Raw genomic sequence first — 12,252 nt, 5'->3', positions numbered from 1 at the left:
GCTTGAGTGTTGTTGTCGTAAAGCGTCAGTTCGGGGTGGCCGCCTTGATTCGTGAGACCACGCGGCCGGCCAAGTCATCGGGGCGGAACTTGGCGAGGAAGTCATCGGCACCGACTTTCTTGACCATCGCCTGGTTGAACCCGCCCGAGAGTGAGGTGTGCAGCACGATGTGCAGCTTGGCCATGCGCGGGTCGTGGCGGATTTCAGCGGTCAGGGTGTAACCGTCCATCTCTGGCATTTCGATGTCGGAGATCATCATCAGGAACTCCTCCTCCGGCTTGCGCCCCTCGTCGAGCATGGCCCGCAGGTAATCAAGCGCCTGGCGCCCATCGTTCAAGGCCACCACCTCGACGCCCACGGTCTCCAGGCAGCGGGTCACTTGCTTACGCGCGACCATCGAGTCATCCACGGTCAGCACCCGCAGGTGCTTAGCCCGCTGGCTGACCTCGTGTTCCACCACGCCGCTGGAGATTTCCTCGGAGGATGGCGAGATTTCTGTCAGCACCTTTTCCACATCGATGATCTCGACCAGGCGATCATCCGTGCGTGTAACGGCAGTCAGGTAATTGTTCTCGCCGCTGCCCTTGGGGGGCGGATGGATGTCTTCCCAGTTCAAATTGACGATGTGCTCGACCGCATAGACCAGAAAACCCTGAACGCGGTTGTTGTACTCCGTAAGTATTATAAAAGCGCTTTCCTGATCCTCGACGCCGGGCAACCCAGTGGCCATGGCCAGGTCAAGAATAGGAATGCAGACACCTCGGATGTTGGCGACGCCACAAATGTTGCTATTAGACTTTGGTATCGATGATAACTTCGGGCAGCGTATAACTTCCCGGACTTTAAATACGTTGATCCCATACAGCTGGTGATTGTTGAAACGGAATAGCAGCAGTTCAAGTCGGTTCTGACCGACCAGCTGGGTGCGGCTGTTAACGGATGCCAATACGCCGGTCATACACACTCCTTGAACCTGGCTGAACAGCGTTGATGTCGTAATGACATTAGCATATGTAGGGGAATGTAAAATATATGTGAAAATAAAATTGTGGGTGGGTTTGCTGTTTAAGCGATGGGGGCGGAATGATTGTCTATTTGGACGAGTGTTTGAAAGTAGTTAGTTGGCTAACTTGCTATTTTTATTGTTGAGAATGATTTAGAAAAACAATTTTATACGGCCTGTCGGGTTAAGCGAGGCACAACAAAGTCCGCGCTAGAGCCGGCCTTTAGAAGCGATCCGCTCGCGGAAAATCGCCTGCTTATCCTGGATGAATCGATGAGTCAGCCGAAGCGTGAGGTTGAACAGGTCCTCCATCCGCCACGGCGCGGCCATCTCGCGCAGGTCTTAGGCCGTACGGGCACCGAGACAATGGATTGAAAGGCTTTCGTGAGCTGCGAGTGGTTTACGCATCGACGAGGCGCGGCAGATTGCCCCGTTCAACACGGCCATCGGCCTGGAACTCAAAAAATCTGAAAAGCCCCCAGTAGCCCTGAAACCCTCGTATTTATTGGATTTCAGGCAAAAAAAAGACGCCCGTGGACGTCTTTTTCTGATCATTTGACTGTTCGAGAGGCTCGCCGCTGCGGGGCCTGGTCCTAAGCTGGCGCCAGTGACCGAGCGGCACTTGGTTGTGGAGGACTGCTTCGCCCCAGGGGGTATCGATGCTCATGTGGCCGAGCAGGCTTACTGTTCCAACTTGGGGACGGTTTCCTGTTCAGCGGACTTGCCGTGTTTGGGCCAGATAACGCCAACGCTTTTCATGCCCTTGGCCGGGTCCATTTCAGGGTGAGCGAGAACCACGTCTCGATAGGACGGGCTGCCGATCACGGCGGGTTTGAACTTGACCAAAAAGTCGTTGACCTCCTTGCGTAGCTCCGGCGCCAGGTCGTAGTCGTTGTAGCACTCCTCCAGACAATCGAGCGTGGCTTGCCAGTGCTCCTCGGTAAGTCCCATGCCTCGATGGGCGGTAACCATGTCTCTCCCGCGGTACTTGGCGCTGCCCCCCCAGTGTTGGGAAAGAAAGTCGACAAAGTTGATATGTTCCTTTTGGAAAGTCGACTCGGACATATGCGCCCAAATGTGGCCAATGACAGGATGTGCCATTGTTTTCCTCAAAACTGCGCCCGCGAACTGATAAATAACGTCATAACCACCAAGACGTGTATAGAGGGAGGGTTGTTGTTCAATAGATGGTTGCTGATCGGTCATGATGCGATTTCTCCGTTTCGTGTGAGGGCGATTCTTGTTGGCTCAATGCCGGATTCGGCGCGGTTGATAAGGTTGCAAGGGCTTACGAAGTATCGAGGTTAGGTCTGCCGTCGGGCACACGCTTGGTTAGCAACGCCACGCATTTGGTCTAGAGGGACAGGCGCTTAAAAAACGTGCGCGTAACGCAAGTTCATTCGAAAGTCTTCCTTGGTCCCGTTATCTACGGAGAGGTCCTTGCCCAGCTGCAGTTGGATTTGGTCTTTAGCGGTGAAGAACTTAGTTGCTGTCACACGGAAGTTTGTGGTTCCGATTTCGTTATTCTGGTTGACTTGATCGACGCGGGTTTCCCCGCCCCAGAGATGCCCGAAGCCTAAGGCGAACGCCGTTGTGGCATCGGGCATATAGCGCCCCATCACCTGTGTAGCGTAAGAAACCTTCTGCTTGAGCCGGTCTGCGTTGGCGCCATAGTCATTGTTATCGCCATACCAGGTAGCTCCGCCAACCAGGTCAATGGCCCATTGTTGAGTGAAGTGTTTGACGTAAGCGCCTTGTAGCTCGAATTTCCAGCGGTTCTCACCGATGTTCAGCGGATCGTCTCTGTCGTAGTTGCCAGTGGGTACGAACAGGTAGGGTGTGAAGCTAAGAGTGTCACGGGCGTCGTTGAGTCTTAACCTGACCGGGGCTGCCAGCGTTAGGTCGCCAACGCCATTCGTATTGCCAAGCGTTGAAGCATCTCCGCCGCTGGAAACGTGCCCGAATGGCAGCAGGAATTGCGGATCGATTGTGACGGTGTCGGTCAACCCGTACACATGCAGCAAACGCAGGATGCCGACGTCGGAGGTCAGTTTGAAGTCCGAACTGACTTTGTGACCGTTTGCATACGCCGAGTCTGTCGTGGAGTGTTGGTAGTAAATGACGCCGATGGTGGCGCCTACCGGATATTGCTCGTAGTCTCCAGGAGCCACTTCGATAGCTTGTGCTTGAAGTGCCGGTAATACAGTGGTGAGTGTCAGCAGACGTACCTTTTTCATTATGGAGTTCCTTTGCATAGGGCGGCTGTGCGAACTTTTCGGGTCACAGGCTGCGGCTTATTGAATGTGATGAAGTGGGTGCAGGTTACTTTCAGCTTCGTGCCGGTAGTGCGTCGCGAAACATCCCTGTCTGCTGATGGAAGTTGATGTATTCGAACACTTTATTTTGGGATCAGGCACACGCTCAGGTTTACCTGCGGCACTCGCCTGCCGAGCCCGAAGTGCACATGCCCCCCACTCGAGCAGCCACGAAACGAACTCTTCAGGTGCCAGGTCGCGCATATGCAGCAACCTGAAGTCGTCGGTCACTTGCTGTTGTTCAAGATGCATGGGCTACCTCATCGGCGCAGTTTGCTGGATATGCCGTAAGGTCAAAGTTAGGCAGAACGGAATAGCGTCGCTTTGTTCGAAAGGACAACCGTTTGGTTGGAAAAGACAGTGCACAAACACCTGCTTGTGCACGATTCGCGTGGGTGCGTCGCACAGCAGCAGCGAGAGTTTCTGCTCTGAAATGAGGACGGGTGTTGGCGGTATTTAACAGCGGGAGTTGGCGTAACTAAGTCGTAGCCACGGGCCACAGAGGTCAACGCCCGCAAACATCCATGGCGTAGCTATTACTTATTAGAATCTTGGTAACAGTGCCCAGCTGTCTCAAGTAGTTGCATCAATGTGAGTGTCACCATAGTGGAAAGGGGACCCCGACCGCGGGATCGTCGAGCCGGAACAGATGGATCATCGTCGGGTGCTGGAAATTGCTCTACCCTTCCTCGGAAGTCTCGAAGGCATCCAGACCGACTGGACGCCTCTGGACACCATTAATGCTCTATTCCACAAGCCCGAAGGTGAGCTCTGCCCGTGGCAGTTCGAACACTTTACCGCTGTCTAGCCAAGGTCGGTCACGAATGGAAAATGCCAGTATTGAGTACACCGACAAACAACGCTGGTTTGCGCTCACCAAGATAAACATCCTCTCGGCCCTGTCGCAGATCGTGCAGATTGGTACCGTCACTCCGCTGCTGTCGCTTTCGCTGGAACAGCAAGGCGTCGAGCCGGCAAAGATCGGGGTGATTGTCAGTGCCTCATGGTTGGCGATCCTGTTGCTCTACAAATGGGTTCCGCGTTTGCTGGCCCATCTGGGGCTCATCAAGACGAATATCCTCAGCGCAGCGCTGACGATTGCTGCGCTGATCGGCATGACCTTGACTACCCATTTGGTACTGATTTTTTTGCTGAACTTCGTGCTCGGTATTGGCTTGATCCTGCGCTGGATTGCCTGCGATACGTGGATCGTCGCGGTCGCCTCGAAAGACGAGCGCGGCCGGGCGATCGGCATACATGAGACCTTGATGGGCCTGGGTATTGCGGTTGGCCCGCTGCTGTTGGTTGTGTTCGGCGTCGGGAGTGCCGCGCCTTACTACGCCTGTGCCGTGATCGTGTTGTTATCCGGTGCGCTGGCCTTTACCCTCAGGGGCTACGATACGCGACCGCAAACTCCGGCGGAAAAACGCCATGGCAAGTTGTTCAGCGTCATCCCCACGGCGTTGTGTGGCGCGTTTATCGCAGGCTTTTCGGAAACCTCATCCGTATCGTTCCTGGCAGGCTACAGCCTCTCGGCCGGTTATCTGTTGACCGCCGCCACCTTGCTGATATCGGTGTTCGGCATTGGCGGCACCGTCCTGCAACTGCCGATCGGCTGGATGGCCGACCGCAGTTCGTACAAAGTCGGCCAATTAGTCTGCGGCTTGATACTGTTGTTGGGCACCCTGGCCATTCCGTTCAGCCAGCCGCTTCCGTGGTTGGCGACGATTATCGTGTTCCTGTGGGGAGGCGCCATTGGCGGCATGAACACCCTGGCAGTGATCGAGGCGGGAGACCGGGTTGGAGAACATCAAGTGTCCACCGCCATGACGGCCATTGCGATGTTCTATACCTTGGGCAGCGTGTTGGGGCCCATTGCCACGGGGGCCACAGTGTCCTACATCAGCGAGCATGGATTGATGATCACGGTGGGGGGCGTCGGTGCGGTTTTCATTGCGATGTTGGTTTTGCGCAGAGCCCCCGTACAAGAGTGAATTGCGCCAGGGGCTTTGTTTGAAGGGCATAGGCGGGCAGGGGCTTAGGCGTTTCCAATAGCGAGAGTGCATGTTCGGTCAACGGGATGGTATGCAGACGACGCTTTTTCATTCTCTCCGCAGGGATGGTCCAGATGCGTTTGTTGACGTCGATGTCTGCCCATCGAGCGATTGACCCTGACTCGCAGTTGGAGCCCGTTGCCATCGGTGAGGGCGTAGTCCTGGTCTTTTGGTTTGACTGCCTTGAGCGGCGGTCGGAGGGGGCGTACATGAGAGGTAGTCCTTGACACCTTTTGGTATTCCCAGCATTTGCGCTGGGGAGTTGGGAATACCGTTGGGAATATCAAACCGCCTGGAACTCAAAAAACTTCGAAAGCCCCAATAGCCCTGAAACCGCCGTATTCACTGGATTTCAGGCACAAAAAAAGACGTCCGTGGACGTCTTTAGATGATGAAGTGGGCCGGGGTAATCTGAATTGGATTGTTAGGTATCTGATTCAATTCATTAATGTGATTTTGTAAATCTCTTTGGAATACTGATTGGAATACCGAGAGAAGCTGGAGTGAGCAATTTGCTTCGATTCCGTATCTTGAAAAGGACGACCAAAAGGATCACCTGTTTACTCGAAGCCGGGCAAGCTGAGCATGCCGCCCTTGGTGCGCTCACCAAAGCCGGTGGGCATTAGGGTTTTGTGTTTTTTCATCTCTGCGAGTACCGCCAACCATTCGGTTTTGCCAAAGCGCAGCTTGGTGTCGTTCCAGCTATGCATGACTTCGCCCACGATGGCTTCATCGGAAATCGGGCGGCCTTCGAGAATAAAGTCGTTCCAGGCGGCATAGAGCGTCACAGTCATTTCGCAACGATCCGTATCCCAGTCCCGCATAAGCTCAATGACCTGCTCAATGGTGACGCGCTCAGCGACCGACCAGGCGCTGCTATACGCCTGCCGATGCTGACCTGCTTGGGAAAGCGGGCGGTAGGCATGGCCAACAGTCTCGCGCTCGATGCGCTCATACCACTGGTGGTTCTGCATCTCGCATTCGACCTTATTCATCAACTGGCGATCGTGGGGGCCGGCGGCGTCGCGCAGGTAATTACCTTGGATAGCGGCGAGCCTGGCCGTGTGTTCGGCCAAGTAAATTACCTTCTGCAGCTTGCGTTGGCCGAAGGTGCGTTGGCTATGTAGCTGATGAGTGATTTCTGCGGCGAGGAGGGTACGGGCTACTTGCCGGTCCGTGGCAATGGGGCCCTGCTGGGCATCTTCAGCGAGGGAGCGTTCGACCAGGGTACTGGCCAACTGTTCGTTCAACTGGCAGGCCTGGGTTATGCGGGTTTTGAGTTGCTCGCAGAGGGCCATTAGTTGGTCGACTTTGGCGATGATGCGTTGTTGTTCTCCGAGCGGCGGTAATGGGAACGCGCATGCTCGAAGTTGGGTCATGTTGATGGAAGCAAGGTTGGTGGTCTGTTTTGATGAACCCGCAAAATACTCTCTTGCTGAGGCCGAATTCAGATACATCTCTGCCCAGCGTGGCTCCCAATCCGCAACTACTGCACGAGCCCGGAAAACATGATTTTGGTGAAGGCACTCTGGCAACTCATCACGCCAAATTGCCGTACGACCGACTTTGTCCCAATCACCACCTTCTGTAATCAGCAGGTCACCGTTCCGAAGTAGGTACTTTCCGACTTCGTCTTCTGGAACTTCGACTTCCTTAATCTGCTCCATTTCCAAGCGTCCACGCTGGACATTCGCCACGCGGAGGTACGGCTTGGATAACAGCTTGCGGTCGCCAAGTTTTCGTCCAAGGGTGACGCCGCCAGTCACATGTAAAACATCATCAATGGTTTGCCATTCCCAGCCGGCAGGGACGTCAAAAGGCGGTTCCGGTTGCAAATTGGCAGCCAGATCCTTTTGTTTACGAGCCTTCGATTTGGCTAGATAAATTTGTTTTTCGGCTTGGATACGTTTTACAAACTCACTCGCCGACTCATCGTTGGGATCTTGCTGCACCAATTTTCCCATCACGGCCAGTTGCAGCAGGGTTTGTTTGAGGGCGTCGATGCTGGGTTCGGTGGTGAACAGGGTATGGAAGTGGTCGGCCAGGCGTTGCCAGTTGGTGGCGAAGTCGGTGGCGTCGCTGACTTGGGTCAAGCTTTCGAGCAGCGCTTGTACCAGTTTGGCGTGGGCGTTTTCGGCGTCGGTCTGCTGGGCTTCCAGGCGGTCGCACAGGACCATCAGCTCATCGACTTTGGCGACGATGCGGTGTTGTTCAGCGAGTGGTGGAAGCCCCGTTACGGTGGCGATAATTTTCTCTCGTGAGATGTTTGGCTGCGCCCCACCAGCTCCTTGGCCAATGAAATTCGATTTAAGCGCTTTTAGGGTAAGCAGCAAATATCTATTGAATACACCATTGAACGGCGTGCAGGCACAGACAGCCTGATTTGTTGTGCCTTCCACGCTCAAAATTGCTGTTTTACCAATGGTCGCGCCGTACATCGCAATGAGTACGTCGCCCGGCTTATTTCGACGCAATGAGCACTCTTTAAGCGCTAGCTCAGTTACCGACTCTTCCGAATCTGAAATGAAGTCTGCAATCAGCTCGCCCGATTTGAACCAAGGCATTTCACCGCCGTAGTAACTTGAGTTTCCCCTAGCCGGAGTTGCCCCAGCTCCCCAGTCACCAATCTGGCCTAGCCGTATCCACTCCCAGCCAATGGGTAGCTTGAACTGCATTTCATTTTGTTCGATATCGGGTAACTGCCTGCCCTTTCGAATGGTCTTATTTTCAATGAGTAATGCTTTCTCTTTCGCAATATTCTTCAGCAGCTCACTGGCAGGCTCATCACTGGATTTCTGCTCAAGCAGCTTGCCGCGCACCGCCAACTCCAGAATTAGCTCGCGCAGTTTTTTGATGCCACTGGGTGCACCAGCCAGCAGCTGTAGGTTGTCGGTGAGTAACGCCGTCATACCTGACGCTCCAAAGCTGCGGTCAGCACAGCTTTAAGCTGATCGCGTAGGTCGCTGATTTCGCTTTGCAGGCTGGCGTAGTTGCGCAGCAGCTCTTCCGGGTCGTGGCTGATCTGCTCGCCGATATGCGGGTTCTTGCAGTCGAGGTTCCAGTTGCGTCCCTGCAGTTCTTCGAGGCTGATCTTCCAGGCGAACTCATTCTCCACCCGCGCAGCAAAGCCATCGGCTTCGTTGCCCCACCAAGCTTCTTCCACGGCGAATTCTTCGAAGCGCATGGGGCGGGTCTTGGAGTAGTTCTTTACCCCGGCCGGGTACTGGTGCTCGTAGAACCACACCTGTTTGGTCGGTGTGCCCTTGGTGAAGAACAGCAAGTTGGTCTTGATGCCGGTGTAGGGGTTGAAAACGCCGTTGGGCAGGCGAACGATGGTGTGCAAGTTGCACTCGGTCAGCAGCTTTTCCTTGATCCGGCTTTTAATTCCTTCACCAAACAGAAAGCCATCGGGCAGTACCACGGCTGCGCGGCCACCGTCTTTCAGTAGCTGCATGATCAGCACCAAAAACAAATCGGCGGTTTCTCGGGTGCGGAAAGCGGCGGGGAAGTTGGTTTCGATGCCATCCTCCTCCATACCACCGAACGGCGGGTTGGCAACAATGCAATGTACGCGTTCGCTCGGCCCCCAACTGATCAACGGCTTGCTTAGAGTGTTGTCGTGGCGGATCTGGTTGGGCACCTCAATGCCGTGCAGGATCATATTGGTGGTAGCCAGCAGGTGTGGCAGCGGCTTTTTTTCCACGCCGAAGATACTGGCCTGCAGTGTGCGCTCGTCCTCGGCGGTTTTTACATAGCGACTGCGCTTGTGTTCGATGGCACAGGTGAGGAAGCCGCCGGTGCCGCAGGCCGGGTCCATAACCTTTTCATCCAGCTTCGGATCGACCATGCGCACCATAAACTCGGTGACCGGACGCGGGGTGTAGAACTCGCCAGCGTTGCCTGCGTTCTGCAGGTCGCGCAGCAGTTGCTCGTAGAGATTACCGAACTCATGGCGCTCTTGGGCCTTGTTGAAGTCCACGCCTTCCTGAATCTTGTTGATCACCTGGCGCAGCAACTGCCCGGACTTCATGTAGTTGTAGGCGTCTTCAAACACGCTGCGCACCACGAAGGCTGACGGTGTGTTGCTGTACTCGTTCAGGCTCTGCAACTGGGGGAACAGGTTATTGTCGATAAAGTCCTTCAGCGCATCGCCAGTCATGCCTTCCGGATCAGCGGCCCAGGTACGCCAGCGGCAACTGTCGGGAATGGGCGAGCGGTAGTTGTCGTCCATCAGCTCCCATTCCAGCTCGCGGTCATCGAAGATTTTCAGGAACAGTAGCCAAACCAACTGGCCGATGCGCTGGGCGTCGCCGTCTACGCCAACGTCTTTGCGCATGATGTCCTGAATGGACTTGATGGTGGAGCTAATGGACATGAAGTTCTCTCAACGCGTACCGCAAGGGGGGCGAAATTCTACCGGATAGTGGGGGCGACTGCTTTAGCATGTCGTCAGTGTTTAGCCCTTAGCTTGCGTAAAGTTCGTCTTCCAGCTCATGGATAGCCTTGTTGTAGCCAGCCTTACCGCCAAAGGCCTTGACCAGCTCGATGGGTGCACCGAACTGGCTAAAAGGGTCGAGCTGGAGGATTTTGATGTCCTCAATATGTTCGATACCGGTATCGGCGTATTTATCCAGCAATGCCTCTAGTACCTGGCGTGCTGCGCCAGAATACTTGGCGAAATAGTTGCGCTTTTTCACCTGCTCGGCTCGTTCGCGGCGTGATAGGGCAGGCTGATCGAATGCGACGTGACAGATCAGGTCGAACGGATCGAGCGGCTTGCCCTGTTTCTTTTCCACCTCTTCGGCCAAGGCTTCCCACATCACACCCTGGACGGCCATTTCCTCGATGATGACTTTCTTTTGCTCGGAATCACTCCAGCGTCGGAGGAAATCATCCAGTGAGGCGAACTGCTTTTTCACGCAGGTGCGGGTGTAGTCGTGCAGCGATTCGGTGATCAGTCGGCCATCCGGGCCGTAGTACTGCACACGCTCGGCGATGACATAAATCGGGACGTTGTCGATGACGTACTTGATGCGTTTTTTGCCCTCATCTTCGCCGGTAAAATCTAGATCATCGCCCTCGTTATCGTTGCCTGCGCTGATGCCATCTTCGTCGGCAAGCGGGTCATCCGGTGGTACGGGAGAGTCATCACCTTCTGGGGCGTAGATCACCACCGGGTCGCCGTCGAAGGCAGGGTCGGCAAACAGCTCGGTGGCCTTTTTGAAGTCCATAATGGTGAACCAGTACTTGCCATAGTCTTCGTTGATGCGAGTGCCGCGACCAATGATTTGCTTGAACTCGGTCATCGATTTGATGTGCTGGTCGAGCACTATCAGCTTGCAGGTTTGAGCATCCACCCCGGTGGTCATCAGTTTGCTGGTAGTGGCAATCACCGGGTAGCGCTCTTCCGGGTTGATGAAGTTATCCAGCTCAGCCTTGCCTTCCTGATCATCGCCGGTGATACGCATGACGTATTTGCGATTCTCGGCCACGCGCTCAGGGTTAAGGTTGACCAGGGCCTGGCGCATGCGCTCGGCGTGGTTGATGTCGTCGCAGAAGACGATGGTTTTCTGAAACGGATCCGTGGCCTTGAGGAGTTCGGTAACCTTCTGCGCCACCAGTTGGGTGCGTGCCTCGATCACCAGGGTGCGGTCCATATCCTTGAGGTTGTAGATGCGGTCTTCGATCAGTTCGCCATTTTTATCGAGCATGCCTTTGGGGGGCCGCCAGCCTTGCAGGTCTTTGTCGAAGTCGATGCGCACCACTTTGTAGGGGGCGAGAAAGCCGTCTTCGATGCCTTGCTTCAAGGTGTAGCTGTAAATCGGTTCACCGAAGTAAGTGATGCTGGATACCTCTTTGGTCTCCTTCGGTGTGGCGGTAAGGCCGACATGGGTGGCGCTGGAGAAGTAGTCGAGGATTTCACGCCAGGCTGAATCCTCGGAGGCGCTGCCACGATGGCATTCGTCGATCACGATCAGGTCGAAGAAGTCGCGGGAGAACTGCTTGTAGATGTTCATCTCTTCATCAGTGCCGGTGACGGCCTGATAGAGCGACAGGTAGATCTCATAGGAGGTATCGATCTGGCGTTTGGCAATTTTGGTCATCGCCTGGCCGAAGGGCTTGAAGTCGTTGTTTTTGGTCTGGTCGACCAGGATGTTGCGGTCGGCCAGAAACAGGATGCGTTTCTTCTGTTTCGATTTCCACAGCCGCCAGATGATTTGGAAGGCTGTGTATGTCTTACCGGTGCCCGTAGCCATCACCAGCAGGATACGGTCTTGGCCGCGCGCCACAGCCTCGACGGTGCGGTTGATGGCATTCATCTGGTAATAGCGAGGCATGCGCCCGGAGCCGTCGTCGTAGTAGGGCGCTTCGATCTTGTGTTGGGCTGTTGCATCCAGCCCCTTCCACTGACAGTAGCGGTGCCAAAGTTCGGCAGGGCTGGGGAATTGATCAAGGGTAAGTTCGGTTTCTACCTGGCCGCCTGTGCCGCTGCGGTCGTGAAACAGGAAGCCATCGCCATTGCTGGAGAACACGAACGGTACGTCCAGCGCCTCTGCATATCCCAGGGCTTGCTGCATGCCGGAGCCAACGGAGTGCTTGTTGTCCTTCGCCTCGATCACTGCGATAGGCAGGTTGGCTTGGTGGTAGAGGATGAAGTCTGCGCGGCGTGCTTCACCACGGCTGTGCAGTTTGCCCCGGACGATAATGCGGCCTTTGGTAAAGCTGACTTCCTCGCGCACCTGCTTGTGCATGTCCCATCCAGCTTGCTGAACGGCTGGGGCAATGTACTTGCTGCAGATGTCCCGCTCGGAAAGCGACTTTTTGTCCATAACCCCAATTCCCTTTCAAGCCGGCCTGGTCGCTCCATTCCGGCACTGCT

General features: G+C 55.1%; 7 protein-coding genes and 1 pseudogene. 1 reads left to right on the top strand and 7 read right to left on the bottom strand.

The window, feature by feature from the left end; genetic code table 11:
- Positions 1-25: 25 nt before the first annotated feature.
- From P2T68_RS31715 to P2T68_RS31705, 3 genes are all read right to left on the bottom strand, one after another.
- On the bottom strand, positions 26-958 hold the full coding sequence (locus tag P2T68_RS31715; protein ID WP_024077482.1) for a chemotaxis protein CheV: 933 nt from the start codon (positions 956-958) through the stop codon (positions 26-28).
- Between the two features lie 726 nt (positions 959-1,684).
- On the bottom strand, positions 1,685-2,209 hold the full coding sequence (locus P2T68_RS31710; RefSeq protein ID WP_024077479.1) for a group 1 truncated hemoglobin: 525 nt from the start codon (positions 2,207-2,209) through the stop codon (positions 1,685-1,687).
- Positions 2,210-2,373: 164 nt separating this feature from the next.
- Complete coding sequence (locus P2T68_RS31705) at positions 2,374-3,240, bottom strand: transporter (RefSeq protein WP_102623730.1); 867 nt, start codon at positions 3,238-3,240, stop codon at positions 2,374-2,376.
- A 902-nt stretch (positions 3,241-4,142) separates the two neighbouring features.
- On the opposite strand from P2T68_RS31705, the gene P2T68_RS31700 reads away from it, so the two are divergent.
- Positions 4,143-5,312: an MFS transporter gene (locus P2T68_RS31700; protein ID WP_277378762.1), complete on the top strand. Its 1,170-nt coding sequence runs from the start codon at positions 4,143-4,145 to the stop codon at positions 5,310-5,312.
- 40 nt (positions 5,313-5,352) lie between these two features.
- Here P2T68_RS31700 and P2T68_RS31695 read toward each other — a convergent pair.
- From P2T68_RS31695 to P2T68_RS31680, 4 genes and pseudogenes are all read right to left on the bottom strand, one after another.
- Positions 5,353-5,478 (bottom strand): annotated as a pseudogene (locus P2T68_RS31695) (integrase); the annotation flags it as partial.
- A gap of 454 nt (positions 5,479-5,932) precedes the next feature.
- The gene (locus tag P2T68_RS31690; RefSeq protein WP_277378760.1) at positions 5,933-8,281 is read right to left on the bottom strand and encodes a restriction endonuclease subunit S; all 2,349 of its coding nucleotides are present in this window, start codon (positions 8,279-8,281) and stop codon (positions 5,933-5,935) included.
- Entirely contained in the window at positions 8,278-9,747 is a 1,470-nt protein-coding gene (locus tag P2T68_RS31685; RefSeq protein WP_277378759.1) for a class I SAM-dependent DNA methyltransferase, read from the bottom strand. Before P2T68_RS31685 ends, P2T68_RS31690 begins: the two co-directional genes overlap by 4 nt.
- Before the next feature lie 88 nt (positions 9,748-9,835).
- Positions 9,836-12,202, bottom strand: a complete 2,367-nt coding sequence (locus P2T68_RS31680; protein WP_277378758.1) for a DEAD/DEAH box helicase family protein — start codon at positions 12,200-12,202, stop codon at positions 9,836-9,838.
- Positions 12,203-12,252: the final 50 nt, after the last annotated feature.

This window comes from Pseudomonas sp. G11 (genome assembly GCF_029457515.1).
GTDB lineage: Bacteria > Pseudomonadota > Gammaproteobacteria > Pseudomonadales > Pseudomonadaceae > Aquipseudomonas > Aquipseudomonas gorinensis.
This window is presented reverse-complemented; position numbering and strand designations above follow the sequence as displayed.

Excerpts from the sequence above, each read along its gene's own strand:
- P2T68_RS31715 (WP_024077482.1), bottom strand. The coding sequence starts at position 958 with ATGACCGGCGTATTGGCATCCGTTAACAGCCGCACCCAGCTGGTCGGT.
- P2T68_RS31710 (WP_024077479.1), bottom strand. The coding sequence starts at position 2,209 with ATGACCGATCAGCAACCATCTATTGAACAACAACCCTCCCTCTATACA.
- P2T68_RS31705 (WP_102623730.1), bottom strand. The coding sequence starts at position 3,240 with ATGAAAAAGGTACGTCTGCTGACACTCACCACTGTATTACCGGCACTT.
- P2T68_RS31700 (WP_277378762.1), top strand. The coding sequence starts at position 4,143 with ATGGAAAATGCCAGTATTGAGTACACCGACAAACAACGCTGGTTTGCG.
- P2T68_RS31690 (WP_277378760.1), bottom strand. The coding sequence starts at position 8,281 with ATGACGGCGTTACTCACCGACAACCTACAGCTGCTGGCTGGTGCACCC.
- P2T68_RS31685 (WP_277378759.1), bottom strand. The coding sequence starts at position 9,747 with ATGTCCATTAGCTCCACCATCAAGTCCATTCAGGACATCATGCGCAAA.
- P2T68_RS31680 (WP_277378758.1), bottom strand. The coding sequence starts at position 12,202 with ATGGACAAAAAGTCGCTTTCCGAGCGGGACATCTGCAGCAAGTACATT.